The organism is Streptomyces sp. NPDC048258 (assembly GCF_043201995.1).
Classification (GTDB): Bacteria; Actinomycetota; Actinomycetes; order Streptomycetales; family Streptomycetaceae; genus Streptomyces.
In genome coordinates this window covers 46,558-72,637 of record NZ_JBICZH010000004.1, presented here as the reverse complement: position 1 = coordinate 72,637, position 26,080 = coordinate 46,558, and the positions used below count along the sequence as shown (strand labels likewise).

Annotated in this window: 28 protein-coding genes and 3 pseudogenes; 25 read left to right on the top strand and 6 right to left on the bottom strand. The window is 70.8% G+C overall.

All coding sequences use genetic code 11. From position 1 onward, the window contains the following. Positions 1–22: 22 nt before the first annotated feature. Both ACGFYQ_RS11020 and ACGFYQ_RS11015 read right to left on the bottom strand, forming a co-directional pair. Positions 23–508 (bottom strand): hypothetical protein, encoded by a 486-nt coding sequence (locus ACGFYQ_RS11020; protein ID WP_393742288.1) that lies wholly within the window; start codon positions 506–508, stop codon positions 23–25. Between the two features lie 21 nt (positions 509–529). Then, on the bottom strand, positions 530–919 hold the full coding sequence (locus ACGFYQ_RS11015; protein WP_393742286.1) for a VOC family protein: 390 nt from the start codon (positions 917–919) through the stop codon (positions 530–532). Positions 920–1,024: 105 nt separating this feature from the next. Between ACGFYQ_RS11015 and ACGFYQ_RS11010 the strand changes: the two genes are divergently transcribed. From ACGFYQ_RS11010 to ACGFYQ_RS10980, 7 genes are all read left to right on the top strand, one after another. Then, positions 1,025–2,071 carry an Lrp/AsnC family transcriptional regulator gene (locus tag ACGFYQ_RS11010; protein WP_393742284.1) on the top strand — a complete coding sequence of 349 codons (1,047 nt, stop codon included), beginning with the start codon at positions 1,025–1,027 and terminating at the stop codon, positions 2,069–2,071. Between the two features lie 284 nt (positions 2,072–2,355). Beyond that, complete coding sequence (locus ACGFYQ_RS11005; protein ID WP_393743253.1) at positions 2,356–3,093, top strand: DJ-1/PfpI family protein; 738 nt, start codon at positions 2,356–2,358, stop codon at positions 3,091–3,093. 154 nt (positions 3,094–3,247) lie between these two features. Beyond that, positions 3,248–4,138 carry an SDR family NAD(P)-dependent oxidoreductase gene (locus ACGFYQ_RS11000; RefSeq protein ID WP_393742282.1) on the top strand — a complete coding sequence of 297 codons (891 nt, stop codon included), beginning with the start codon at positions 3,248–3,250 and terminating at the stop codon, positions 4,136–4,138. 72 nt (positions 4,139–4,210) lie between these two features. Next, positions 4,211–4,792, top strand: coding sequence for a TetR/AcrR family transcriptional regulator (locus tag ACGFYQ_RS10995; protein WP_393742280.1), 582 nt, complete (start codon positions 4,211–4,213; stop codon positions 4,790–4,792). A gap of 230 nt (positions 4,793–5,022) precedes the next feature. Beyond that, the gene (locus tag ACGFYQ_RS10990) at positions 5,023–5,820 is read left to right on the top strand and encodes a VOC family protein (RefSeq protein WP_393742278.1); all 798 of its coding nucleotides are present in this window, start codon (positions 5,023–5,025) and stop codon (positions 5,818–5,820) included. A 271-nt stretch (positions 5,821–6,091) separates the two neighbouring features. After that, entirely contained in the window at positions 6,092–6,499 is a 408-nt protein-coding gene (locus tag ACGFYQ_RS10985) for a YciI family protein (RefSeq protein ID WP_393742276.1), read from the top strand. 26 nt (positions 6,500–6,525) lie between these two features. Next, positions 6,526–7,677 (top strand): RNA polymerase sigma factor, encoded by a 1,152-nt coding sequence (locus ACGFYQ_RS10980; RefSeq protein ID WP_393743251.1) that lies wholly within the window; start codon positions 6,526–6,528, stop codon positions 7,675–7,677. 108 nt (positions 7,678–7,785) lie between these two features. Here ACGFYQ_RS10980 and ACGFYQ_RS10975 read toward each other — a convergent pair whose 3' ends face one another. Beyond that, on the bottom strand, positions 7,786–8,139 hold the full coding sequence (locus tag ACGFYQ_RS10975) for a VOC family protein (RefSeq protein ID WP_393742274.1): 354 nt from the start codon (positions 8,137–8,139) through the stop codon (positions 7,786–7,788). A gap of 141 nt (positions 8,140–8,280) precedes the next feature. On the opposite strand from ACGFYQ_RS10975, the pseudogene ACGFYQ_RS10970 reads away from it, so the two are divergent. Next, positions 8,281–8,803 (top strand): annotated as a pseudogene (locus ACGFYQ_RS10970) (NAD-dependent epimerase/dehydratase family protein); the annotation flags it as partial. Between the two features lie 55 nt (positions 8,804–8,858). On the opposite strand, the gene ACGFYQ_RS10965 reads toward ACGFYQ_RS10970, so the two are convergent. Further along, complete coding sequence (locus ACGFYQ_RS10965) at positions 8,859–9,968, bottom strand: sensor histidine kinase (RefSeq protein WP_393742272.1); 1,110 nt, start codon at positions 9,966–9,968, stop codon at positions 8,859–8,861. Beyond that, a complete protein-coding gene (locus ACGFYQ_RS10960) occupies positions 9,961–10,761 on the bottom strand; it encodes a response regulator transcription factor (protein WP_393742270.1) in 801 nt (266 codons plus the stop codon). The genes ACGFYQ_RS10965 and ACGFYQ_RS10960 overlap by 8 nt, the downstream gene beginning before the upstream one ends. Before the next feature lie 123 nt (positions 10,762–10,884). On the opposite strand from ACGFYQ_RS10960, the gene ACGFYQ_RS10955 reads away from it, so the two are divergent. Then, positions 10,885–11,580, top strand: a complete 696-nt coding sequence (locus tag ACGFYQ_RS10955) for a glycosyltransferase family 2 protein (RefSeq protein WP_393742268.1) — start codon at positions 10,885–10,887, stop codon at positions 11,578–11,580. Here ACGFYQ_RS10955 and ACGFYQ_RS10950 read toward each other — a convergent pair. Further along, positions 11,538–12,224, bottom strand: a pseudogene (locus ACGFYQ_RS10950) (alpha/beta fold hydrolase); the annotation flags it as partial. The gene ACGFYQ_RS10955 and the pseudogene ACGFYQ_RS10950 overlap by 43 nt on opposite strands. Before the next feature lie 61 nt (positions 12,225–12,285). On the opposite strand from ACGFYQ_RS10950, the gene ACGFYQ_RS10945 reads away from it, so the two are divergent. The 16 genes and pseudogenes from ACGFYQ_RS10945 to xdhC all read left to right on the top strand — a co-directional run bounded on the left by ACGFYQ_RS10945 (position 12,286) and on the right by xdhC (position 25,725). Continuing rightward, on the top strand, positions 12,286–12,705 hold the full coding sequence (locus tag ACGFYQ_RS10945) for a MarR family winged helix-turn-helix transcriptional regulator (RefSeq protein ID WP_393742266.1): 420 nt from the start codon (positions 12,286–12,288) through the stop codon (positions 12,703–12,705). Positions 12,706–12,897: 192 nt separating this feature from the next. Continuing rightward, positions 12,898–13,113: a three-helix bundle dimerization domain-containing protein gene (locus ACGFYQ_RS10940; RefSeq protein WP_393743249.1), complete on the top strand. Its 216-nt coding sequence runs from the start codon at positions 12,898–12,900 to the stop codon at positions 13,111–13,113. 451 nt (positions 13,114–13,564) lie between these two features. After that, positions 13,565–13,987, top strand: a complete 423-nt coding sequence (locus tag ACGFYQ_RS10935; protein WP_393742264.1) for a nuclear transport factor 2 family protein — start codon at positions 13,565–13,567, stop codon at positions 13,985–13,987. Then, positions 13,987–14,826 (top strand): NmrA family NAD(P)-binding protein, encoded by an 840-nt coding sequence (locus ACGFYQ_RS10930; protein WP_393742262.1) that lies wholly within the window; start codon positions 13,987–13,989, stop codon positions 14,824–14,826. Before ACGFYQ_RS10935 ends, ACGFYQ_RS10930 begins: the two co-directional genes overlap by 1 nt. 191 nt (positions 14,827–15,017) lie before the next feature. Beyond that, on the top strand, positions 15,018–15,632 hold the full coding sequence (locus ACGFYQ_RS10925; RefSeq protein WP_393742260.1) for a TetR/AcrR family transcriptional regulator: 615 nt from the start codon (positions 15,018–15,020) through the stop codon (positions 15,630–15,632). 180 nt (positions 15,633–15,812) lie between these two features. Next, positions 15,813–16,298, top strand: coding sequence for a VOC family protein (locus ACGFYQ_RS10920; protein WP_393742258.1), 486 nt, complete (start codon positions 15,813–15,815; stop codon positions 16,296–16,298). Positions 16,299–16,560: 262 nt separating this feature from the next. Beyond that, positions 16,561–17,049, top strand: a complete 489-nt coding sequence (locus ACGFYQ_RS10915; protein WP_393742256.1) for a hypothetical protein — start codon at positions 16,561–16,563, stop codon at positions 17,047–17,049. After that, entirely contained in the window at positions 16,971–17,735 is a 765-nt protein-coding gene (locus ACGFYQ_RS10910) for a hypothetical protein (RefSeq protein ID WP_393742254.1), read from the top strand. The genes ACGFYQ_RS10915 and ACGFYQ_RS10910 overlap by 79 nt, the downstream gene beginning before the upstream one ends. Before the next feature lie 369 nt (positions 17,736–18,104). Beyond that, positions 18,105–18,320 (top strand): DUF6243 family protein, encoded by a 216-nt coding sequence (locus tag ACGFYQ_RS10905; protein ID WP_393742252.1) that lies wholly within the window; start codon positions 18,105–18,107, stop codon positions 18,318–18,320. 183 nt (positions 18,321–18,503) lie between these two features. Next, a complete protein-coding gene (locus ACGFYQ_RS10900; RefSeq protein ID WP_393742250.1) occupies positions 18,504–18,992 on the top strand; it encodes a nuclear transport factor 2 family protein in 489 nt (162 codons plus the stop codon). 381 nt (positions 18,993–19,373) lie between these two features. After that, entirely contained in the window at positions 19,374–19,925 is a 552-nt protein-coding gene (gene ectA / locus ACGFYQ_RS10895) for a diaminobutyrate acetyltransferase (protein ID WP_393742248.1), read from the top strand. Positions 19,926–20,037: 112 nt separating this feature from the next. Continuing rightward, positions 20,038–21,306 (top strand): diaminobutyrate--2-oxoglutarate transaminase, encoded by a 1,269-nt coding sequence (gene ectB, locus ACGFYQ_RS10890; RefSeq protein ID WP_393742246.1) that lies wholly within the window; start codon positions 20,038–20,040, stop codon positions 21,304–21,306. Positions 21,307–21,337: 31 nt separating this feature from the next. Next, complete coding sequence (locus ACGFYQ_RS10885; protein ID WP_393742244.1) at positions 21,338–21,742, top strand: ectoine synthase; 405 nt, start codon at positions 21,338–21,340, stop codon at positions 21,740–21,742. A 48-nt stretch (positions 21,743–21,790) separates the two neighbouring features. Continuing rightward, on the top strand, positions 21,791–22,693 hold the full coding sequence (gene thpD / locus ACGFYQ_RS10880; protein WP_393742242.1) for an ectoine hydroxylase: 903 nt from the start codon (positions 21,791–21,793) through the stop codon (positions 22,691–22,693). Between the two features lie 445 nt (positions 22,694–23,138). Continuing rightward, positions 23,139–24,914: pseudogene (locus ACGFYQ_RS10875) on the top strand (xanthine dehydrogenase molybdopterin binding subunit); the annotation flags it as partial. Position 24,915: 1 nt separating this feature from the next. Beyond that, positions 24,916–25,725 carry a xanthine dehydrogenase accessory protein XdhC gene (gene xdhC, locus ACGFYQ_RS10870; RefSeq protein WP_393743247.1) on the top strand — a complete coding sequence of 270 codons (810 nt, stop codon included), beginning with the start codon at positions 24,916–24,918 and terminating at the stop codon, positions 25,723–25,725. Positions 25,726–26,080: the final 355 nt, after the last annotated feature.

The following is a 26,080-nucleotide window of genomic DNA, read 5'->3' as shown; positions in this document are numbered from 1 at the left end:
ACTCGTCCGGCGCCGGCGACGTTCATGGCGACGGGGACCTGACCGCCGGCTCCGACGGGGCCCCCGCGACGGCCCGGCCGTGGCGGACCAGCACGGTGACGGTGGCCGCGAGGAAGACGGCCTGCAGGGCCGTCCGGGGGCCGAGCCGGTCCCACCAGGACACGTCGCCGCCGGCGGCGTACACGTTGGCCGGGAACATCGCGACCAGCAGTGCGCTGAGTACGGCGGCCGAACCCCGGGCGGTCCGCGACCACAGCAGCCCGAGTGCGCAGGCGAGTTCGGCGATGCCGGTCAGTGTGACGAGCAGCTCCGGGGCCGGCAGGGCCGCCGGCACCATGGCGACGATCTCCTCGCGCATCGCGACGAAATGCGCGCCGCCGGTCAGCGCGAACATGGCCGCCAGACCTCCCCTCAGGGCGACGGTCGGCCGACGGAACCGTACGGCCCCGAGCGCCCCGGCGAGCAGCAGCAAGCCTACGACGGTGACGAGTGTGACGAGCGGTTCCATGTCAGGGCCTCCGCGCCGCAGTCACGCGAAGTCGCCGGTCACGGCCTCGGCCGACCGGCGGACGGTGTCCGGGTCGATCCGCTGGATCTGCACGACGACCCCGTCCGGGTCGGTGACCCGGATGCTGCGGCCGAAGTTCTCCTCGACGAGCTCGTACGGGTAGCCGCGCCGTCGGAGCCGCTGCGCGACCTCCTCCAGCGGTTCATCCGTTGCGAAGCCCAGTTCGGTGGCGCCGGGCGGCCGCCCCTGCGAGACGGCGGAGGCGTGGACGCCGACGGCGCCGGCTGCTGCGGTCAGCCGGACCCAGACGGCCGCGCCGGGCTCCTGCCGGACAGTGAGTCCCAGCCCCGCGTAGAAGTCCCGGGACGCCTCGACGTCGGCCACATATCTGATGGGAAGGACGGTCAACATGGTCTGCCCTTTCTGGTGCGGTCACCATCAGCGTCCTGTCCGGTACTCCCGTGCCCTCTGTACAGTCGCCGGAATGGACGCAATCAGACGTTCGGATGCGATGTCATGACGCAATCCGTCACGCTCGACGCGCTGGACCGCCGTCTGATCCATGCCCTCCAGATCGACGGGCGCGCCTCGTTCAGCCGGATCGCCACCGTGCTCGGGGTCCCGGAGCGCACCGTCACACGCCGCTACCACCGGCTGCGGTCGACCCTGGTGGTCCGGGTCGTCGGGCTCGTCGACAGCCGGCGGATCGGCATGCTCGACTGGTTCGTCCGCATCGACTGCACGCCGGACGCCACCGACGCGCTCACCGCCGCCCTCGCGCAGCGGGACGACACCTCGTGGATCGCCCCGCTCGCCGGGGGAACGCGGCTGACCTGCATGATCCGCACCCCGGCCTCGAGTACGGACAGCGGGCGCCCGCTCTTCGACCACCTGCTGCGGACCCCGGGGGTACGGGATGTGGAGGCGGGCTGCGTGCTGCGCTCGGTCGCCGGTGTCGGCGGCTGGGCCGGCCGGACGAGCGCGCTGGACGCGTCCGAGCAGGCAGCCCTCCGCAGTCCCGCGCCGGATCCGCCGGGCGCCCCGGAAGCGCCCGCCGAACCGTCCGGCTGGGGCGAGGCGGAGGCACGGCTGGCGGGCGAACTGGCCCGGGACGGCCGGGCGGACGTGGTACGGCTGGCCGCCGTCACCGGTTGGTCGGCCTCGACCGTGCGCCGCCGCGTCGCCGGACTGCGGGCGGCCGGGGTGCTCCATTTCGAGGTGAACGTGGACCCGTCCCACTTCGGCTTCCCCTTGGAGGCGCTGCTGTGGCTGGAGGTGGCGCCGGCCGCGCTGGTCGAGGTGTCGCAGGCGCTGTCACGGCACGACGCGGTCGCCTTCGCCGCCGTCACCACGGGCCGGGCGGCGGTCTTCGCCATGGTCCAGTGCCGTAACACCGGCGCCCTCTACGACTACCTGGCCGACGAGTTGGCCGCGCTGCCGGGCATCGGCCGGATGGAGACCGCGCTCGTCCAGCGCCGCGCCAAACGGGCGGGACCGCTCCTCGTGCCGACGATGCCGGAACGGCCGGAACGGCGCGGTCCGGGACGGGAACAAGGACGCTGACCGGCAGACCGGCCGCCAAGCCCCGCTGGCGATCCGGCCGCCGCGAGCTTTCGCCGAGCAGCGGAACCCGTATCCACCGCGGCCCTTGGCGCTCTATGCGATCGGTCTCGCGCGGCCCGTTGTGGGGCACGCCACAAGATCCATGAGGAACTCGCGCGTTGGCACCACCGACCTCTTCGAGGAGGCCGCGGCTCGCCCGAACGGGTGCATGGGGAGACGGGTGCGGGCGGGCCTGCGCCCGTCACCGATCCGTCCGAACCACACCGAGGAGAGCCTGAATGAGCCTGAACCGAAGGGACTTGCTCCGAGCCTCGACCGCCCTCGGCGCCACCGGCGCGGTCGCGGGAGTCGCCGGACTCGGCGCCGGCCCGGCCGCCTCCGCGGCCGAGGGCAGCAGCACTGCCCCTGGCGGTACACCCCTGAGGGTGCACATCGTCATGTTCGACGGGGTGGAGGAACTCGACTTCGCCGCCCCGTACGAGGCCTTCTCGGCCTCCCGCTTCTTCACGGACCGGCCGGTCGAGGTCCGGTATGTCACCACCTCCCACCCCGGTTCGGTCCGGGCGTCGTACGGAACGCGCGTCGGCGTCGAGCACGGCTGGACCCCGCAGCACGCCGACATCATCGTGGTGCCGGGCGGCGGCTACGCCCGCCGCGAGGACCCCGGGGTGTGGGCCGAGATCCGGCGCGGCACCCTCCCGCGCGCACTGGAAGCGGCGCGCCGCCCAGGGCTCACCATCGCCGCACTGTGCACGGGAGTCATGTTGCTGTCCGCCGCCGGACTGACCCGCGGGCGGCCCTGCACCACCCACCACAAGGCGCGCCCGGACCTGGAGCGGCAGGGCGGCGTGCTGAAGAGCGCGCGCGTGGTGGACGACGGCGATCTCGTGACGGCCGGGGGCATCACCTCGGGTCTGGAGCTCACCCTGTGGCTCGTTCGCCGCGAACTGGGCGCCGACGCGGCGAGCAGCCTCGAGGCCATGCTGGAGTACGAGGCCCGCGGCACGGTGTGGTCCCGGTAGGCGCGACCGCCGGGCACCGGACAGAGATGCGGACGTCGACGTCCCCGCGATCTCGACGGCCGGACAGGCTCTAACCGGATAGGTCATCCAGATATGTGCTACGGTCGCGCCAAGCGGATGAACTATCCGGATGTGTGTTGGGGGTGGGTGTGCCATGAAGAGGACTGCTGTGGTCACGGCGGGAACGGGCGGCATCGGCTTGGAGACGGCCCTGGGGCTGGCGGCTGCCGGGTTCTCGGTCACCGTGGTCGGCCGCGACGCCGACCGGGGCGCCCGGGCGCTCGACCGCATCAACGCGACGAGCCCGGCGCACCCGGGCCGGTTCCTGTCCGCCGACCTCGCCTCGCTCGACGACGTGCGCGCGCTCGCCGGCCGGATCGCCTCCGACCATGCGGCCTCGGGCGAACCGCTGACCGTACTGGTCAACAACGTCGGGGCGATGTTCGCGGATCGACAGGACCTGGGCGGCGTCGAGGCATCGTTCGTCGTCAACCACCTCTCGCCGTACCTGCTGACCGAACTTCTGCTGCCCACCCTGACGGCCGGCACGCCGAGCAGGATCGTGAACGTGACGTCAGGTGCGGTCGGGCTCGCCAAGCGGGTGTTCGACGCCGTCGAACCGTCCGGTGGCTACTACGGCTTCCACTGGTACGGCCGCGCCAAGCTCGCCAACCTCGCCTACACGCTCGACCTGGCCGAGCGGCTGGACGGCACGGGCGTATCCGTCTTCGCCGCCGACCCCGGCGGTGCCGCGACCGACATGACCAACGGCACCCTGGCCGACCCGAAGATCGTCTCGCCGGCCCTGCGCCTGCTGTGGCCGCTGGTGCGCCGGAGGTTCGCACGCTCGACTTCCGGCCCGGCCTCCGTGGCGGCCAGGCCCTCGATCGTCGCGGCCACCGACGACGCCCTGACGGGCCGGACCGGCATCCTCATCGGCGCCCAGGCACACCCGGTGGCGCCTTCCCGTGCGGCGACCGACCCCCGCGTCGCCGAGGCCGTACTCCGACTGAGCGAACGGTACGCGCCTCTCGCGGCCACCTGACCCGCCATGCGAGGTCCGGACGGGCGGCGGCTGCGGGACCACACGGATGGGCTATCCGATTAGCATGTCCCCATGACGACGACGCCACTGCGCAAGGACGCGGCCCGCAACTGGGACCGGATCGTCGCCGTCGCCCGTGCCCTGGTCGACCAGGGCACGCCGTTGCAGCTCAACGACGTCGCCCGCCGCGCCGGACTCGGTGTCGGCACCGTCTACCGGCACTTCGCCACGCCCGAGGCGCTGCTGGAGACCGTCGCCACTCCCTGCCTGGAGGCCCTGGCCGCCCACGGCCGGCAGGCGCTGGCCGACACCGACCCCTGGGGCGCGCTGGAAGCCTTCCTGACCCGCACCGTCGAAGCGCAGGTCACCGACGCCTCCCTGGCCCCGGTCACCGCCGCGCCCGCAGATGCCCTGCCGCGCACCACGGAACTCAAGACGTCGCTGTGGTCGGTCGGCACCACCCTCCTCGACCGGGCCACAGCGGCCGAAGCGGTCCGCCCCGACCTGGCCTCCACCGACCTGGTCCCGCTCATGTGCGGCATCGCCCACGCCGTGCACGTCCACGGCGGCACACCCGCCGACCGGATCGACACCGCTCACCGCTACCTGGCCACGCTGCTCGAGGGCCTGAAAGCCGCGCCGACGCACGCTTGAGACGCGTCCCGCGTCACCGGGAAACAGTCAGTTCGCCAGGGAGATCAACACGGCGGGCGACGTCACGCGCCTCCCGCAAGGCAACGAACTCCCTGCTGCATCGTCGGTGTTCGGACACCATCCGAGCCACCTCGCCGCCGGCTCCGCACCAGGCGGCGGGTGCGGTCGACGGGCGATGGTCGGTGTCGGGTGCCACTGTGGTCGTACAGGACCTGCGAAAGGCAATCGTCATGATCACTACTGACTTCGCACCCGGCTCCCCCTGTTGGATCGACCTCGGCGCGCCCGACGTCCGGGCCGCCGCGGCCTTCTACGGCGCCGTCCTCGGGTGGGACTACGAGTCCATGGGCGAGGGGGAGGACATGGAAGGCGGGATGTTCCGCAAGGACGGCAAGATCGTCGCCGGGCTCGGCAAGCTCACCGAGGAAGGCGCGCGCTCGGCCTGGATGATCTACTACAGCGTCACCGATGCGGACGCCACCACCCAGGCGGTCGAGCGCGCGGGCGGCACGGTGCGGGTGGCTCCGATGGACCTCGAAGAGTGGGGCCGGATGGCGCAGTACAGCGACCCCCTGGGGGGACAGTTCGCCGTCTGGCAGCCGGGCACGAACACGGGAGTCGAGTTGGTGGACGAGCCGGGCTCACTGTCCTGGACCGAGCTGTACACGAGCGACGCCGCGGCCGCCAAGGAGTTCTACGGCGGTGTCTTCGGCTGGCAGTTCAACGACATGGGGCTGCCGGGCGGCGGAGGTACGTACTCCCTCATCACCCCCGCCGGACTTCCCGAGGAGCGCATGCACGGCGGCCTCATGCAGCTGCCCGAGGAGAACCTCGCCCTCGCGAAGGGACGGCCGTACTGGCACCCCGTATTCGCCGTCGCCGACTGCGACGCCACCGTCGCCAAGGTCACCGAGAACGGCGGCAGCGTGCAGATGGGACCGGAGGACGCGGAAGGCGTCGGCCGGCTCGCCGTCTGCCTCGACCCGTCGAACGCCGACTTCGTGGTCCTCACTCCGGTCCGCGGCTGAGCCCAGGCAGGCCGGAGGAGCTTCCGCTCGTGCGTCATATTGCCGAGGCTTCTCTTGATTCAGCTGCTCGGTTCGCTGCTGGTCTTGGAGGCCTCGCTTCGTCGCGCGCCCTCGCGCCGACGCCGTGGACCCGGACACCGCGAGACGGCTCACCCAGGCTCATCCACGAAAAGCCCAAAGAAAGCCGGACGGCGATGTCGAGAACCCGTGACCGGCTCCGTCCCCGCAATGACCGCGACCACAATGGGTCGCACGAGCGAGGAGAAACACGATGGCCAAGTACTTGCTGCTCAAGCACTACCGCGGCGCCCCGGCTCCGGTCAACGACGTGCCCATGGACCAGTGGAGCCCGGAGGAGATCTCGGCGCACGTGCAGTACATGAACGACTTCGCGGCCCGCCTGGAGAAGGCAGGCGAGTTCGTCGACGGTCAGGCGCTCGCCCCCGAGGGAGCGTGGGTCCGCTACGACGGTGAGGGGCGCCCGCCGGTCACCGACGGACCGTTCGCGGAGACCAAGGACCTCATCGCCGGCTGGATGATCATCGACGTCGACAGCTACGAGCGCGCCGTCGAGCTGGCCGGGGAGCTGTCGGCCGCCCCTGGGGCGGGCGGGAAGCCGATCCACGAGTGGCTGGAGGTACGCCCGTTCCTGGCCGCGCCGCCCACCATCACGGAGTGACCCCTGAGGTGAACGAGGTGAACGAGGTGAACGGGGTCCAGCTCCGGAGCCTCACGCCGAGCGTGCTCGGGATCCTCGTCCGCCGCGGAGCCGACTTCGCGGCGGCCGAGGACGCCGTGCAGGACGCTCTGGTCGAGGCGGTCCGCGTCTGGCCGGCCGACCCGCCGCGGGATGCCAAGGGCTGGCTGGTCACCGTGGCCTGGCGCAAGTTCCTCGACGCGACGCGCGCCGACGCCGCCCGCCGCCGGCGTGAGGACCGCGTCGAGGAGGAGCCGGCGCCCGGGCCCGCGCCCCCGGTGGACGACACGCTCCAGCTCTACTTCCTGTGCGCCCACCCGTCGCTGACCCCGTCGTCCGCGGTCGCGCTCACACTGCGCGCCGTCGGGGGGCTGACCACCCGCCAGATCGCCCAGGCCTACCTGGTGCCCGAGGCGACCATGGCGCAGCGCATCAGCCGGGCCAAGCGCACCGTCTCCGGCGTGCGGTTCGACCAGCCTGGCGACGTCGCCACCGTGCTGCGCGTCCTCTACCTGGTCTTCAACGAGGGCTACTCCGGCGACGTCGACCTCGCCGCCGAGGCCATCCGGCTCACCCGGCAGCTCGCGGCCGCGATCGACCACCCCGAGGTGGCGGGGCTGCTCGCCCTCATGCTGCTCCACCACGACCGGCGCGCCGCCCGGACCGCGCCCGACGGCAGCCTGGTGCCGCTCGCCGAGCAGGACCGCGGCCTGTGGGACACCGAGTCGATCGCCGAGGGCGTCGAGATCCTGCAGGCGGCCCTCGCCCGCGACCGGCTGGGCGAGTTCCAGGCCCAGGCCGCCATCGCGGCACTCCACGCCGACGCGCGCTCCGCAGCGGAGACCGACTGGGTGCAGATCGTCGAGTGGTACGACGAGCTCGCGCGCCTGACCGACAGCCCGGTCGTCCGGCTCAACCGCGCGGTGGCCGTCGGCGAGGCCGACGGACCGCGCGCCGGCCTGGCGGCGCTCGCGGCGCTGGACGACTCACTACCCCGCCACGCCGCGGTGGCGGCGTACCTCCACGAGCGCGACGGCGACCTGGCGACGGCGGCACGGCTGTACACCGAGGCGGCCCGAAAGGCACCCAACCTCGCCGAACGCGACCACCTGACGCGCCAGGCCGCCCGGCTCAACGCCCGCGGTGTCGCTGACGGGTGATGCTGCGGGCCCCAGCCTGACCCTGTTGCCCAGTGCCTGGCTGACCAGGGTTCACATCTCGACAACCTGGTGGTCCACCAGCACGTCACCGCCTGCGTGAAGACGCGGTCAGGCGGGCTGCCACAGCTCGACGCGATTGCCCTCGGGATCGGTGACCCACCCGAATCGACCGACACCCTCCATGTCCTGCGTTTCTTCGGCCACGTCCGCTCCCTTGGCGCGCAATTGCGCGAGCATCGCATCCAGGTCGCGGACCCGGAAGTTGAGCATGGTTTGCTGGGCGCGGGACCCGAAGTAGTCGGTCTCGGACTCGAACGTCGCGAACACCGTCAGGCCGGCTCCCTGACGCCACAGGCCGTACTCATCGGCGTCCAGGCCCAGGCAATCGCGATACCACGCGCTCAGGGCCGCCGGGTCGGCGGCCCGCATGAAGTATCCACCGATTCCAAGCACACGTTCCATGCCGCCATCTTGCCAGGACCGCTATCACGATCCTGTTCGTGACGCTGCCCATCGCTCTTCCCGCCGCACCCGTATGACAGAAGTCTTACGTGCACGTGTGGGAGACCCCTCGGGGATTCCACGCTGCGTAACGTCCCAGGTATGCGCGTACTCGTCACCGGAGGAGCCGGGTTCATCGGCTCCCACATCGTCACCGCCCTCAAGGACCGCGGGCACGACCCCGTGGTCCTCGACGCCCTGCTGCCCGCCGCCCACCCCGGCACGCCACCGCTGCCCGACGCGGAGTTCGTCCGGGCCGATGTACGGGACGCCGACGCGGTACGGGCCGCGCTGCGCGGGGTGCACGCCGTGTGTCACCAGGCGGCCATGGTCGGGCTCGGGAAGGACTTCGCGGACGCCCCCGGATACGTCGGCTGCAACGACCTCGGGACGGCAGTGCTGCTGGCGGAGATGGCGGCCGCCGGGGTTCGCGAGCTCGTCCTGGCCGGGTCGATGGTGGTCTACGGGGAGGGCCGGTACGAGGTGCCCGCGCCACGGGGTGGTGCGGCCGGGGCCCAGGCTGACGACGGATCTGGCGGCCGGCCGGTTCGAGCCGCGCTGTCCGGACTGCGGGGCCGAGCTCGCGCCGGGTCTGGTCGACGAGGACGCGCCGGTCGGCGTGCGTCGGCGAGCGCCGTCGGCTGAGCCCGCATATGGCCCGCTGATCCGACCGGTACGGTCTACGCGGGGGCCGGGAGGGTCAGTTCGAAGCGGCAGCCGCCGGGCACGTTGCGGACGTCGGCGTGGCCGGAGTGGGCCTCGACGATGCCTCGGACGATCGCCAGCCCCAGGCCCGCGCCGGAGGGAGGCGTGCGTGCCTGAGACCCTCGCCAGCCGGTGTCGAAGACGCGGGGAAGGTCCTCCTCGGGAATCCCGCCGCAGGCATCGGTGACCGACAGCACCACCACGTCCGCGCGGCGTTCGGCGGCGATCGCGACCGTTCCGTCGGCCGGGGTGTGGCGGATGGCGTTGACGAGCAGGTTGGACAGCACCCGGGTCATCTCCTTGCCGTCGACCTCCACCGGCAGCGGGGCCACGCCCCCGCCGGCCAGCCGCACGCCGTGCTCCCGGGCAACGGCGTCCGCGCCCGCGAGCGCATCGCCGACCAGCTCGTAGAGGGACATCCGGGTGGGGCTGAGGGAGAGGGCGCCCGCATGGATGCGGGACAGCTCGAACAGGTCGGTGACCATGGAGTTGAGGCGCTCCACCTCGGCTCGCATCTGCTGGTGGTAGCGAGCCGGATCGGCCACCATGCCGTCCTCCAGCGCCTCCGACATCGCGCGCAGCCCGGCCAGCGGGGTCCGCAGATCGTGCGAGATCCAGGCCACGAGCTCGCGCCTGGAGGTCTCCAGTGCCCGCTCGCGTTCGCGCGATGCCACGAGGCGTTCGCTGGAGACGGCCAGTTCGCGGCTCAGCGCCGCGAGTTCGGCGGGGGCGGGCGCGGCGGGAGCCGTGAAGGTGCCGCCCTGCCCGAAGTCCCGTGCCGCTCCGACGAGTTCCCGGCAGCGCAGCACGACCTGCCGGCCCAGCAGCAGCGCCGTGCCCAGGGAGACGGCGGCGGCCATCGCGACGACCGTGGTCACCACGGCCAGGTCGTGGGAGGACAGGAACATCGCCCACGCCACCGCGAGCGTCCCGGCGAGCATCGCGGACACGGCGACGGCCGCGACGACCGCGAGGGACACGGCGACGCTCCGCCGGCGCAGTATCCGCAGCGCGACGGCGCCGAGCAGCCCGGCGGCCCCCGCGCCGAGGAACGCGTACGAGGCGATCAGCAGCAGGTCACGCACGGCCGTCCTCCGCCCGGGTCCCGGCCCCGGCCTCCGCGCGGTCGGACGGGCGCGGGCCCGCCTCGAAGCGGTATCCGGCGCCCCAGACCGTCCGGATCAGCTGCGGATCGGCCGGATCGTTCTCGATCTTGCTCCGTAGCCTGCGGACGTGAACGGTGACGGTGGACAGGTCACCGAAGTCCCAGCCCCAGACCTCGCGCATCAGCCGCTCCCGGTCGCAGACCTGCCCGGGGTGCCGCAGGAAATAGGCGAGGAGGTCGAACTCCCGGAGGGTGAGAGCCAGTTCCGCTCCGTCCTTCGTCGCCCGGCGGGCAGCTGGGTCCACCGCCAGGCCGGCCGCCGCGAGCGGGGGCTCGTCGGCCGGGGCTGCCGAGGATGTCCTGCGCAGGACCGACCGCACGCGCAGGACCAGCTCGCGCGGGCTGAAGGGCTTGGTCACGTAGTCGTCCGCGCCGACCTCCAGACCCAGGATCCGGTCGTCCTCGTCGCCGCGCGCGGTGAGCATGACCACGGCTACGGAGCGCATCCCGTTCTCGTTCGCACGCAGCCGGCGGCAGACCTCCAGGCCGTCCATGCCGGGCAGCATCAGGTCGAGGACGACGAGGTCGGGCCGGTGCCGGGCGGCGGCCTCCAGCGCGGCCGGGCCGTCCGCGGCCCGGTGCACGGTGAATCCGGCCCGCTCCAGGTAGCCCGCCACGACCTCGGAGACGGTCGGGTCGTCGTCCACCACCAGGACGCAGCCCGTGACGTCGCCGGAGGCGGGGCCGCGGGCGGTTTCGTTGCTGAATGCCATGCCCACAGGGTGACACCGTGCCGCGCCCCGTGGACCCGCGCCTGCCGCCGTGCGAAGCGGTGTCCGCGTTTCGTAAGGTCTTCGGGCGCCTTTCTCCGCCGTCCGGTTCCTACGGTGTGGAGGGTGACTTCTTCTGCTTGTCGTCCGCCCCTCGCGGACCTCGTACTGCCGTGCCTCGACGAGGCGGAAGCCCTTCCCTGGGTGCTGGCGCGGGTGCCGGGCGGGTGGCGGGCCATCGTCGTCGACAACGGCTCCACCGACGGCTCGGCCGACATCGCGCGCCGGCTCGGCGCCACCGTCGTGCACGAGACCCGGCGCGGCTTCGGCGCCGCCTGCCACGCCGGGCTGCTCGCCGCGCGCGCCGAGTTGGTCTGCTTCTGCGACTGCGACGCCTCCATGGACCCCGGCCTGCTGGCACCCATGGCCGGGCGGGTCGCGGCAGGCCGGACGGACCTGCTGCTCGGCCGACGCCGCCCACAGGGACGCGGTGCGTGGCCCGCGCACGCCCGGGCCGGGAACTTCGCCCTGGCCCGGATGCTGCGCCGCCGTACCGGCCTGCGGTTGCACGACCTCGGGCCGATGCGGGTCGCGCGCCGCGAGGCACTGCTCGGTCTGGAGCTGACCGACCGGCGCAGCGGCTACCCGCTCCAGACGTTGCCGGGCAGCCGAGTGCCGACGGGGTCGGCGATCGTCTCGCGCAGGAAGCCGTCGATCGCGGCGAAGGTCACTTCCGGCCGTTCCAGTTGTGGCAGGTGGCCTGCCTCGGGGATGACGTGGAGTCGGCCGTTGCCGAAGGCGTCGGCGTACGCGGCGCCGTAGGCGGGGGTGACGATGCGGTCGCTCTCACCCCAGAGCAGGAGAGCGGGAACGTCGACACGCCGCAGTCGGCGGAGCAGCTTGGGGTCGTGCATGCAGGGGTCGCCGGCGAGGACGCGCAGAGTGGCCATGTTGTCGCGCTGAAGGGCGACTTGCCCGGCGGGGAGCGTCTCGGGGTCACGGTAGAAGCGGGCCGAGTCGTGCCAGGCGTACTCGGCCACGCCGAGAGCGTCGAGCGCGAAGAAGTCTCTGATCGGCTCGGTCTCGACGTGGACTCCGACGGGGTCGATCAGGACGAGCCCGGTGATGATTCCACCGGTGTCCCGTACGGCCATCTCCGCCGCGGTCCAGCCACCGATCGAGGAGCCGACGACCAGGACGTCACGCAGCCCGCGGTCTTGGAGGTGGTGCAGGTAGGCGAGGGCCAGATCGTCGATGCCGGTCAGCCAGCCCGGGCGGTGGGTACCGTCCCATCCCGGGTGTACCGGTGTGATGGCGTGCGCGGTCCGGGCGAGGTGGGACGAGAGTCCGGCGACCGTGGCCGGTCCCCCGCCGCCGTGCAGGATCAGGCAGGGCCTGCCGGTACCGGCTTCGGTCAGGGTGAGGGACAGGTCCGGGTACAGGGCGACGCTCTTGTCTGAGGGCATGCCCAGACGATAACTAAGCTTGTTTATATAAACAAGCTTAGTTGTGCTCTAGACTGGGCCCATGCCCGATGAACTGCAGGTCCTTGGAAGAGCGGTGAAGCAGGCCCAGTACCAGCAGCACCGCGCACTGGACAGCCGCCTCGCCGCCGCCGGCACGACCCTGGCACAGTGGGACGCCCTCCGCGCGATCAGCCGAACACCCGGGGCACCGGCCCGGGCCCTGGCCGCGGCGACGTTCCAGAGCGAGCAGGCCTTCGGCACGCTCGCCGGCCGACTGACGGCCCTGGGCCTGATCGACCGCAGGCCGGGCATCGGCCGGCGCATCGAGCACTACCTCACCCCCTCCGGCGAAGAGGTCCTGAGCGCAGGACACCGAATCGCCGACGAGGTCCTCGCCGCCTGCTACTCGAACCTGTCCCCCGCCGACCGCACCACGCTGCTCGACCTGCTCCAACGCATCGACGGCGGCGCGGGCGCGTAGGCCGGGCGCCACGCCCCGAGCGCTGTGGCGCCGAGACCTCGGCCACCACTGATCGCCGGAACGGGTGCGGCGGGTTCCAGCCGGTGGGTACTGCCGACGGCCGCACAGAGCGGCGAAAGATCGGCTTCCGGACCGAAGGCCGCTCCGCGAGACGTGGGGAAGGCGATCCCCGAAGGAAGGCCGAGGTGCGTGATGGCGGAATCGGAGGATGCCCTCACCATCCGCCACGTCGCAGAGCGGCTGATGAAGGCACACCCTCAACTGGACGCCGGCCTGGTGCAGAGCTCGGTACAGACGGCTTACGAAGAGCTCAGGTACGCACGCGTGCGTACCTACCTGCCAGTCCTGATGGAGCGCAGAGCCAAGGACCTGCTGCCCTCCGACGAGCAGTCGGAACGCAATACCTGACCCTCGACGCGTGAGCGTCCCCGGCGTGTCGCGACGACCCCGGGCGCGACGCTCAGCGCCTCGAGCGGCCTCTGCCGAGTGGCGCCGCTCCGGTCAGCCGGTCCCGCCGCCCTGGGCCCTGCGGGTGAGTTCCCCGGCCGTGGGGCCGTAGGCGGATTGAGGGCCGCCCTGCCCAAACATCTCCGTGACGATGTGTCACAAACCGCGTGCTGCCCGGGAGATGAACCCCTCGTTCCCCACGCGGCGATGCGAGCGGGGCAGACCCTGCCCGGATCTTGCGAAGCGGACCGGCAGTCCGTATTCTCTCATCCATTCGGACTATCGGTCCGCTTCCATTCGGGTGCCCCGTCATGAAGAACCGCGATCACTGGATATCGCGCTTCCCGTGACGAGCGGCCGTACCCGACGGGCTGGGATCGCTGTGTCTTCGAGCAGAACGGAAGCCTCGACCATGACAACGCCGATGACACCCGCGGAGCTGTACCGCCACGGTCTGCGCCTGCTGCTGAAGAAGGACATCCCCGGCTGGGTGGACCTGTGGGACGCGAACGGGGTCCTGGAGTTCCCCTTCGCGCCCCGTGGCTGGCCCGAGCGGCTGGAGGGCCGGCAGGCCGTCGCGGACTACATGCGCCGCTACCCCGACCACGTCGACGTCCACGACTTCCCCGACGTGAACATCCACCAGACCACCGTCCCCGAGACGATCGTGGTGGAGATGCGCGGGGTCGGTCGCCTGGTCGAGACGGACAGCCCCTTCGACATGACCTACATCGCCGTGGTCACCGTCAAGGACGGGCTCATCACCTCCTACCGCGACTACTGGAACCCCCTCGCCGTCTCCCAGCCGGGCGCCGACTTCGTAGGAGCGAAGTGATGACCACTCCCCACGCCACCCTGGTCATCGGGGCCACCGGCACCACCGGCCGTCGCGTCGCCGCCGGGCTGATCGCCGAGGGCCACCGCGTCAGGGCCGCCGGCCGAACCGCCACCCCGATGGAGGGTGCGGAGGCTGTCCGCTTCGACTGGAACGAGCCCGCGACCTGGGACGAGGCCCTGGACGGCGTCGACCGCACCTACCTCATTCCGCCCATCGGCTCCGCCCACCCGGCCGCGGCCATGCTGCCCTTCCTCGGAAAAGCCCGCGCGGCAGGCGTGCACCGCGCGGTGCTCCTCAGCTCCTCGGCGATCCCCGCCGGCGGTCCGGCGGTGGGCCGGGTCCACGAGGAACTGCCCGGCCTGTTCGAGGAGTGGGCGGTGCTGCGGCCCTCCTGGTTCATGCAGAACTTCGCCGGCTTCACCCCCCACGCGCGCAGCATCCGCGAGGACGGCGCCATCCTCACGGCCTCGGGAGACGGACGCGTCGGGTTCGTCGACGCCGAGGACATCGCCGCCGTGGCCGTACGTGCCCTGGCCGACGACCAGGCTCCCAACACCGACCTGATCCTCACCGGGCCGCAGTCGCTGAGCTACGACGATGTCGCCGCGATCATCACCGAGGTCACCGGCCGGTCCGTCGTGCACCAGCGCCTCACCTTCGAGCAGCTGCGCGACCGCTGGGCGGCCGAGATCCCGCTGGAGTTCGCCACCCTGCTGGCCGGCATGGACCGAGCCATCGCCGACGGGGCCGAGGACCGCACCTCGGACACCGTCGAGCGCCTCACCGGACGCCCCCCGGGCACGCTCCGCGCCTTCGTCGAACGGGAGGTCCGATGAAAAGCCTGCGGCCGGCACGACGCCTGAAGGCAGCGACGCCCACTGCCACCCGGGCGCCCTCCGTCTGCCTGTAGCGCGTATCTTCGACTGGCTCGACGACACGATCCGACCTGTCGCGGGCCACACGGGACCACCGGACACCACGAACCGTTCCGGGGCCCTGGACAAGGCGAAAACCAAGAGGAGGACCTGTGACCCAGCGCCCGGAGCGCCCGGAGCGCGCGGACGCCCTGCGCAACCGAGAGGCCGTCCTGGCTGCCGCCGATGCCCTCTTCGCTGCCAGCAGCAGCCCCCACAGCGTGTCGATGGACGACATCGCCGCGGCCGCGGGCGTGGGCAAGGGCACCCTCTTCCGCCGCTTCGGCGACCGCGCCGGCCTGATCGGCGCCGTGATCGCCTCCCGCCTCGAACCCGTGCGGCAAGCCGTGCGGGAAGCGCATGACGCAGCCGCGTCCTCACCGCGACAGCGGGTACGGGACCTCCTCGACGCCTCACTGCTCTTCAAGATCGAGAACCGGAACCTGATGTCGGCAGCGGAGGACGCGGGGCTCAGCAGCCCCTACCAGGCCGAGCACTACGGCTGGTGGCACGAGATCCTTCGTGCGGCACTGGATCAGGTGCCCGGAGTCCAGGCCGCGGATTTCACCGCCCACGCCCTGTTGGCCGCCATCCGCGCCGACCTCGTCGCGTACCTGATCGACGATCAGAAGATGACCCCCGAAGCCCTGCGGTCCTCGCTCGCGGCCCACATCGACAACGTCCTCGGCAACAGCTCCGATCCACTCGGCACGCGGCAGGAGGCATGAGTCGCGGAACGGGATCTGGTGGCCCTCCGCTGACGGGGGCGACAGCGGGTACTGCGGCCCTTCGGGGCATGCGGTAGCGGGCTGCCGCGCGGCGTGGGCGCGTGTCCCGCAGGTTCGGGATATCAGTGGTCGCGGACGGCGGTCTGCGGTGATCGTCACTGTTCGGAAAGACGGGATCCAGTGACCGTAAAGCCCGTTCCCGAGGGATATCCGCGGGTCACGCCGTACCTCTGTATCGACGGAGCCGCGACCGCGATCGACTTCTACGTCTCCGTGCTCGGCGCGAACGAGCGGATGAGGATGCCGGCGCCCGGAGGCAGGATCGGCCACGCCGAGCTGGAGCTGGGCAACTCGGTCATCATGCTCGCGGACGAGCACCCGGACATCGGATTCCGCTCGCCGAAGGCGGTGGGCGGTACGCCCGTCACCCTGCACGTGTACGTCGAAGACGTCGACGCAGTCTTCACCAAAGCCCTCGGCCGGGGAGCCAAGCAGCTGTCGCCGGTCAAGGACGAGTTCTACGGCGACCGCACCGGGCAGTTCGAAGACCCCTTCGGCCACCGCTGGAACGTCGCAACGCACGTGGAGGACGTTCCGCTGGAGGAGATGGAGAAGCGGTCCGAGGAGGCCATGCGGTCCATGGACTCCACGCCGGGCGGCAGTTGAGCCCGTCCCTCTCGCCGGCGGACACGTACTTGCTGACCGTGCCGCCACTGGTCGGCTCTCGTGGGCCGGGCCGTTGTCCGCCGGTTCACCCGGCTCGCTCACCGTAAGTGGCCCTGCCGGCCTCGATCTCCGCGAACAGGGGACGATGAGGGCCGATTCCGCTGCACCCCTTCCGGTGGCCGGTGGCCGCGCGCCGTGGCCGGCGAGTGGAGACCGTGGATGAGCGACCTTCTCGAAGGTCCGGGGATGACGGCCAGTTCCCATGTACATGGTGGCGGCGTTCTTCCTCGGGGTCTTCTTCGCCATGCAGTCCGGGACGTTCGAGTCGGTCGTCTACGACACCCTGCTCGAGGAGACCGGGTCGAGCGATGACTTCGAGCGGGTCATCGGGCGGATCCGGGTGGTGGAAAGCGTCGCCCTCGTCGGGAGCGCACTGGCCGGCGGCGCCGTCGCGGAAGTCCTCTCCCTGCGGGACACGTACTTCCTGACCGTGCCGCCGCTGGTCGGAGCCTGCCTCGTGCTGTACCCATTCCGCGAGCTACAGCTGCACAAGGCCGAGGAGGCCGAGCCGCTCCGCCGCCAGATCGCGACCACCTACCGCGTGCTGCTCCAGCGCGGCCGGCTTCGTACGGTGATCACGCTGACCGTCGTCAGTGCCCTGCTGATGCAGGCATGCTGGAGTTCGGACCGCTGTGGCTGGTGGCGCTGGCCGTTCCGGCGTTCTGGTACGGGCCGCACTGGGCGGGCCTGACCTCCGCACTCGGCCTCGGCGGTCTGCTCGGGTCACATGGCCGGATGAGGCGGCGGCTGCCGGTGACGTTGCTGGCCGCCCTGATGGTGGGCTGCTGCTGCGTGCTGGTGACGAGCACCACCGTGGCACTGGTGATCGTCGCCCAGGTACTTCTCACGCTCGCGGTCGTCGCGGTGAGCATTCCGGTGATGCACCAGTTGCACGACGCGGTACCGTCGACCGTTCGTGCCGGAGTCGCGTCCGGCGTCAGCACCCTCACCTGGCTCGCCTTCGTGCCGTTCGCGCTGGTCATCGGGTTCGTCAGCGACAGACGAGGAGTCGGCGACGCGGGCTGGCTGTTCGTCGCGGTCGCGGTCGCGTCCGGGATCCTGATGATCGTGGTCCTGCCGGCGGCGCCGGGCACCCCGGCGGCCGTGCCTGTCGAGAGGGAACCGGAGCCCGCTTTCCCCGCGGATCGGTTCCTCCCCGACGACCACCCGGAATGGCCGGGCCATTGGGCGGTCCCGCCCGTCCCCTGGGAGGCACTCGGCCTCGACCCGGGTAGCCACGAGGCCCTCGCGGAAGTACGTACGGCGATCCTGGAGATGCCGGCCGAACTGCGGCGGGTCATCGTGCTGCGTGACGTCCAGAGCCGGTCGCCCTCCGAGACCGCCCAGCTCACCTTCCGCGAAGTACGCCGACGCTAAAGGTTGTCCCGTAACGGCCGGGCGCAAGTGAGATGATCTCTCATGCCGTCAGTGTGCTCGCGACCACGGACAACGCCCGCGGCGGGCCGGTGACGCCCATCTGGACCTGCCCCGGGCGGGCGGCGACCACCGGCGGGTGCTGGCTGTGCTGAGATTCCCGGAAGGAAACGGCCCGGCCGACGCCGGGGCGGCGAAAAGGTTGGTGCGCGGGGCCGACGGAACCGGGTAACGTCTTTGTCATGTTCTTCCAGACGCCGATTTACGAGTGAGAGCGTGATGGGCCCCTGCTGACGTCCTTCGACGTCGCCGCCCGTCCCCCACCGATGAATCCGTAGATCACTTCACTTCACATCATTACCGGGAGAACCCGTGACCGTGAGCAAGAACATCAACAACCCCGTGGGCATGGGCGGCGGCCAGCGCAAGAAGCTGTCCCGCGCCGAACGGCAGAACAACGGTCCGCACCGCAACCTCGACCGCCGGGGTGCAGCCGACCAGAAGGCGGAGCTGGTGCGCAAGATGCGCGAGAAGGCAGGCGCAGCCGAGGGCGCCGGGCAGGCGGGCGGCGACACCGCACAGAGCTGACGCACCGCCGCCGCAGGGCGGCACCGCACGGGGCAGGGCCCGGACCGCGACGCGCGGTCCGGGCCCTGCTGCCGTACCGGGGCTCTGCTGCCGTACCGGGGCTCTGCTGCCGTACCGGGCGCGGCCGGTCCCGCTCAGCTCTCGGCCGACCGGCCGAGCCGGGTCGGCTCGGAGGTGGCCGACATGCTCGACTCGACCGTCGGGTCGGTCAACAGCGCCCTCAAACGGGCCCGCGCCGGCCTGCAGCACCAGCTGCCGCCCACCGGCGAGCGAGAACCGGCTCCCGCCCCCGACTCGGCCTCCGAGCAGACGCTCGTGGCAGAGTTCGTCCGAGCCTACGAGTCCGGGGATCTGGACGCGCTGGTCGCCCTTCTGACGGACGATGTCTTCCTCTCCATGCCACCGATCCCCCTCGAGTACCAGGGCCGCGACGTGGTGGCCCGTCTCTTCGCCGGCATCTTCGACTCGGGCAGGAGGGTTGATCTCGTACCGACACGAGCCAACGGTCAGCCGACGTTCGGTGCCTACCTGCGCGGCTCCACCGGCAGCATCCGCCATGGAACGGGCCTGTTCGTCCTCACCCTCACCGGCGACCGGATCTGCGCCTTCACCCGCTTCGACAGCAGCGTGCTCCCGTGGTTCGGGCTGCCGCGATCGCTTCCTGGCCGATAGCCCGCGGCGCCCCACCACGACACCCGATCTCAGCCGGTCCGGCATCACGCACCCGGGCTCTGGGGCCCGCCCGCACCCCGCGAAATCCGTCGCGTCAGTCGGACGGCCCTCGCTTATAACCGCGCAGCTCTGAACGAAACCCCCGACCGACCGACGCAGACATCACATTCAAGTGGAAAATATGAGACAGAGCAAAGACGTTACCCGCTCGTTATAGAGGCGAGGGTGGGGTGAAAATGTCGGCATTTTTCATAGGACTACGGGCGCATTACCAGCGCTTCACGCTCCCTGGAAGGCGTCTTCAATTATCACGAGCCACCCCAATTCCGTAACCCCTTAGGGCCATGCAATTTGCGCCAGCCCTGGGTAACTTCGGCCCGCATGACTGCTCATGCAGAACTGGTCCGTTACAGGAAGACCCTGCCGTCCACTCCGACCACCTCGACGACGCACATCGACCGCCCCCGCCCAGGTGACGGCCCCCTGCTGTGGCGCCTCGCTCGCGACTCCAGGACGCTGGACCTCAACTCGGCCTACAGCTATCTCCTCTGGTGCCGTGACTTCGCCGGCACGTCCGCAGTGGCCCGCGACTCGTCCGGGCGTGCCGTCGGATTCGTCAGCGGATACCTGCGGCCCGACAGCCCCGGAACCCTGCTCGTCTGGCAGATCGCCGTCGACGAATCCGTCCGCGGCCTGGGAATCGCCGGGGCCCTGCTCGACGGCCTCTCCGCCCGTGTGGCGGCAGAACACGGATTGAGCTCCCTGGAGACCACCATCTCCCCCGGAAACCTCGCGTCGGAGCGACTGTTCGCCTCGTACGCCGCACGGCACGGCGCCACGCTCACGCGCGAAGTGTTGTTCACCGCAGAGGAGTTCCCGGACGGCGGGCACGCCCCGGAGGTCCTGCACCGCATCGGGCCGCTCCACTTCTGATCCCGGTTCCGGCCCGGCAGCCCGCTGTCCGCGAGCCGCGCCGGGCAGCCGTCCGGGCCACCACCCCGAAACACGCCGCACCGAACACCCCCACGCACACAGGAGAGTTGCCTTGACCATGACCGAGCCGGTCCTGTCCGTCTTCGAGACCGTGGAGTCCGAGGTGCGCAGCTACTGCCGCGCCTGGCCCGTCGTCTTCGAGCGCGCCACGGGAAGCCGGCTGTACGACGAACACGGCCGCGGCTACCTGGACTTCTTCGCGGGCGCCGGGTCCCTGAACTACGGCCACAACAACCCCGTCCTGAAGCGGGCCCTGCTCGACTACCTGGAGCGGGACGGCATCACGCACGCGCTCGACATGGCGACGACCGCCAAGAGGGCCTTCCTCGAGACCTTCCGATCCCACGTCCTCGAACCCCGCGCACTGCCCTACAAGGTGATGTTCCCGGGGCCCACCGGCACCAACGCCGTCGAAGCGGCACTCAAACTGGCGCGGAAGGTCAAGGGCCGCGAGTCGGTCGTCTCCTTCACCAACGCCTTCCACGGCATGTCGCTCGGCTCGCTCGCCGTCACGGGCAACGCCTTCAAACGGGCCGGCGCCGGCATCCCCCTGGTCCACGGCACGCCGATGCCCTTCGACAACTACCTCGGTGGCAGGACCCCCGACTTCCTCTGGTTCGAGCGCCTGCTGGAGGACCAGGGCTCCGGCCTCAACCACCCGGCGGCGGTCATCGTCGAGACGATCCAGGGCGAGGGCGGGGTCAACGTGGCCCGCGCGGAGTGGCTCCGCGCCCTCGCGGACCTGTGCCGACGCCGCGACATGCTGCTCATCGTCGACGACGTGCAGATGGGCTGCGGCCGGACCGGCGAGTTCTTCTCCTTCGAGGAGGCGGGCATCACTCCCGACATCGTCACGCTGTCCAAGTCCATCAGCGGCTACGGACTCCCCATGTCCCTGTGCCTGTTCAAGCCCGAACTGGACCTGTGGGAGCCGGGCGAGCACAACGGCACCTTCCGCGGCAACAACCCGGCGTTCGTCACCGCGACCGCGGCCCTGGAGACGTACTGGGGCGACGGCGTCCTGCGCGAGCGGACCCTCGTCCAGGGCGGGCGCATCGAGAGCGCGCTGCGCGAGCTGTGCGCCGAACACGGCCGGCTGGGCGCGACGTACCGGGGCCGCGGACTGGTCTGGGGCATCGAGTTCGCCCACAAGGAGCGCGCGGCAGAGGTGTGCCGGAGGGCCTTCGAGCACGGTCTCCTCGTCGAGACCTCGGGCCCCGAGGGCGAGGTCGTGAAGCTGCTCCCGCCGCTCACCGTCACCGGCGACGAACTCGACGAGGGCCTTGCCGTCCTCGCCCGCTCCGTCCGCGAAGCCGCCTGACCAGCACCTCCACACCACGAAGGGCACCACCATGATCGTCCGCTCGTTCCGGGACATCGAGGGAACCGACCGCCACGTCAGGGCGGCATCCGGCACCTGGGAGAGCAAGCGCATCGTCCTGGCCAAGGAACGCGTCGGCTTCTCCCTGCACGAGACCGTCCTGTACGCCGGCACGGAGACGTCCATGTGGTACGCGAACCACGTGGAGGCCGTGGTCTGCACGGCGGGGGAGGCCGAACTCACGGACGAGGAGACGGGCCGGACCTACACGATCACGCCGGGAACCATGTACCTCCTCGACGGCCACGAGCGGCACACCCTGCGCGTGGAGCACGAGTTCCGCTGCCTGTGCGTCTTCAACCCGCCCGTGACCGGCCGGGAGGACCACGACGAGAACGGCGTGTACCCGCTGCTCACCGAACCCGACCACAGCTGACGTACGAAAACGTACGGAAACGTACAGAGAGGAGAGGCAGGCACCACCATGACCTACGCATCCACCCGCACTGTGACCGACCTGTATCCGACCCGGGGCTCCGAGGAGGTGCTCACCGGCCGCGTGGACCCCGTCGTCTGGTCCGAGCCCGGGACGCCGGGCCCCATCTGGGCCCACGAGCTGGAGAGCTTCGAGCGCGACGGCTACCTGTCCGTCGACGAACTCATCACGCCCGAAGAGGTGGACGTCTACCGGGCCGAGATGGACCGGATGCTCCGTGACCCCTCGACGCTGGCCGACGAGCGGTCCATCGTGGAGCCGAAGTCCCGGGAAGTACGCTCCGTCTTCGAGGTCCACCGGATCAGCGAGGTGTTCGCCGCCCTCGCCGCCGATCCGCGCGTCGTGGGGCGCGCGCGACAGATCCTGGGCTCCGAGGTGTACGTGCACCAGTCCCGGATCAACGTCAAGCCCGGTTTCGGCGCCAGCGGCTTCTACTGGCACTCCGACTTCGAGACCTGGCACGCCGAGGACGGCCTGCCGCACATGCGCACCGTGTCGGTGTCCATCGCCCTGACGCCGAACTACACCACCAACGGCGGCCTGATGATCATGCCCGGTTCCCACCGGACCTTCCTGGGCTGTGCCGGTGCGACGCCGAAGGACAACTACAAGAAGTCCCTCCAGATGCAGGATGCGGGCACCCCGTCGGACGAGGCGCTGACCAAGTTCGCCTCGGCCTGCGGCATCAAGCTCTTCACCGGCAAGGCGGGCTCGGCCACCTGGTTCGACTGCAACGCGATGCACGGCTCGGGTGACAACATCACGCCCCACCCGCGCAGCAACGTGTTCCTCGTCTTCAACAGCGTCGAGAACCGCCCGTCGAAGCCCTTCGCCGCCCCGGTGCGCCGCCCCGGATACATCGCCTCGCAGGACTTCACCCCCGTGCGCTGACGCGTCCGGCCGACCCGGCCCGGCACCTGCCCGGCCGGGTCGGCCGGTCCCCCGCACCCGATTTGGTTGTGCGTACGAAGGCCCGCCACACAAAGTGGCGGGCCTTCGTGGAATCGACCCACATCGGCTTGACCGATGAACCCGCGGCAACGTAACTTCGACCGCACCGATTCGCGAGCTACTGGAAGGAGGCGAAGCCGGATGTCGACCATCTCCGCACTGCTTCGCCTCGCTCACCAGATCGCCTGGGCTCCCGGTCGTGTAGCACACGGCTGCTGAGCAGCCCCCTTGTCGGCGTGCCCGATTGCGGCCCCGGCACCTTTCCACCTCTGTCATCGCACGGCACGTCGTTGCGTGCCGATTTGCTGCGCTCTGGGTTCTCGAGCTGCGCCACCGAAAGAGAAAGCTCCTGAAATGGCGACTAGGATAGTCAGATCGACCGCGCGCCGAGACGCAGGAAATCGTCGCGCACGTGCTCGGCCTGCACAGCCACGAGGTGACCGTTCAGTGCCTCCGGATGGGTGGTGGCTTCGGCGGCAAGGAGATGCAGCCGCACGGGTTCGCGGCCATCGCCGCCCTCGGCGCCAGGCTGACCGGTCGGCCGGTTCGGGTACGGCTCAACCGGACCCAGGACCTGACCATGTCCGGCAAGCGCCACGGGTTCCACGCCACGTGGAAGATCGGCTTCGACACCGAGGGCCGCATCCAAGCCTTGGACGCCACCTTGACCGCGGACGGCGGCTGGAGCCTGGACCTGTCCGAGCCGGTGGTGGCGCGCGCACTGTGCCACATCGACAACACCTACTGGATTCCCCACGCACGCGTCACCGGTCGCATCGCCAAGACCAACAAGGTCTCCAACACTGCCTTCCGCGGCTTCGGCGGACCGCAGGGCATGCTGGTGATCGAGGACATCATGGGCCGGTGCGCGCCGCTGCTCGGCCTGGATCCGATGGAGTTGCGGGAGCGCAACTTCTACCGGCAGGGCCAATCGACGCCGTACGGACAGCCGGTCCCCCACCCCGAACGGATCTCCGCCGTCTGGCAGGAGGTCCAGGACAACGGGGGCATCGCCGAGCGGAAGCGTGAGATCGCGGCCTTCAATGCCGCACACCCGAACACCAAGCGGGCGCTCGCGATCACCGGCATCAAGTTCGGAATCTCGTTCAACCTCACCGCCTTCAACCAGGCCGGCGCGCTGGTGCTGGCCTACAAGGACGGCTCGGTCCTGATCAACCACGGCGGCACCGAGATGGGCCAGGGCCTGCACACCAAGATGCTGCAGGTGGCCGCGACCACGCTGGGTATCCCGCTGCACAAGGTGCGGCTGGCCCCGACGCGAACCGACAAGGTGCCCAACACCTCCGCCACCGCCGCCAGTTCCGGAGCGGATCTCAACGGTGCGGCGGTGAAGAACGCCTGCGAGCAGATCCGCGAGCGGCTGCTTCAAGTGGCCGGCACCCAGCTGGGTGCGAACGCCTCGGATGTGCGCATCGTCGAGGGCGTCGCGCGCACCCTCGGCAGCGACAAGGAGCTGGCCTGGGACGACCTGGTGCGCACCGCGTACTTCCAGCGAGTTCAGTTGTCGGCGGCGGGTTTCTACCGGACCGAGGGTCTGCACTGGGACGCGAAGGCGTTCCAGGGTTCCCCGTTCAAGTACTTCTCCTACGGAGCCGCGGCGACCGAGGTGGAGGTGGACGGCTTCACCGGCGCGTACCGCATCCGGCGGGTGGACATCGTGCACGATGTCGGCGACAGCCTGTCCCCGATGATCGACATCGGTCAGGTCGAGGGCGGTTTCGTGCAGGGCGCGGGCTGGCTGACGCTCGAGGACCTGCGGTGGGACACCGGTGACGGGCCGAACCGCGGCCGGCTGCTGACCCAGGCGGCGAGTACCTACAAGCTGCCGAGCTTCTCGGAGATGCCCGAGGAGTTCAACGTCACGCTGATGGAGAACGCCACCGAAGAGGGCGCGGTGTACGGGTCCAAGGCGGTGGGTGAGCCTCCGCTGATGCTGGCGTTCTCGGTGCGAGAAGCGCTGCGGCAGGCCGCCGCGGCGTTCGGCCCCGCCGGAGTCAGCGTGGAACTCGCCTCCCCCGCGACACCGGAGGCGGTGTACTGGGCGATCGAAGCAGTCCGCAGGGGCGGCGCGCAGCACGACGATCACGCGCTGGGCGGCAGCGAGGCACCCACCGGTGCAACCGCTTTGAGCAATGCCTGACATGACATGGGTGGCCGCGGTCGCGCGGTTGCGGGCACGCCGGGAACCCGGCGTGCTCGTGACCGTCGCGACCGTGCGCGGCCACGCGCCCCGCAAGGCCGGTGCCAAGCTCGTCGTGGGACCGACCGAGACCTGGGGTTCGATCGGCGGCGGCAACATCGAGGCCGTCGCCATCGATCGGGCGCGCGAGCTGAACGGCACGGCCGATCCGGAGCCGGAGCTGATGGAATTCGCCCTCAACGACAAGGTCACCAGCCGACACGGCGTGCAGTGCTGCGGCGGAGCCGTCACCGTGCTGCTCGAACCGCTGCCGGTGGTCCAAACGGTGGCGATCTTCGGCGTGGGGCACGTCGGACTGGAGCTGGCACGCATCCTGGCCCGCCACAACCTCGATCTGCACCTGATCGACACCCGCCACGACATACTCACCGACGAACGGCTCGGCGTGCTCGCGGACGCGGTGGCGCAGATCCACGTGCACCACACCCCGCTGCTTCCGGAGGAGGTGCTCACTGAGCTACCGCCCGACACCCACGTCCTGATCATGACCCACGATCACGCCGAGGACGCCGCGCTGTGCGACGCCGCCCTGCGCACCGCAGGGCTCGGCTCGATCGGACTGATCGGCTCGGCCGCCAAATGGGCGCGGTTCCGGCAACGCCTGGCCGCCGAGGGCGGCCACGACGCCGCCACGATCGACCGGATCAAGACCCCGATCGGAATGACCGGGATCACTGGCAAGGAACCCGCCACGATCGCGGTGAGCGTCGCGGCAGACCTGCTCCGGACCTTCGAACAGTCCCGCCACTGAGCCGCGCCGAACCCGGTTGCCGCGGCGCCGCCACCGGGAGGGTCTGCCGGGGACCGGTACTTCCGTCCGCCCAACCATGTTCGCGAACGCCGACTGACCCTGCTCAGTCGGCTGCCGGGCATGTATCGCGCAGGCCGGGGGGAGTCGGGCGGCGCCCTCCGGCCCTGATGGCGTCGAAGAGACGTTCCGAACGGTGACGGGCGACGACGGGCGACGGGGGACGGGGGACAGGGACCACCATGAGAAGCACAACAATCAGCTGATGGCGCTGCTCGACGAGTGGGAGAAGCAGCACAACACAGGCGCCGGCCTTTACGAACTCCGGACCATGGAGCGCAACGGCGCCGGCCTGGCC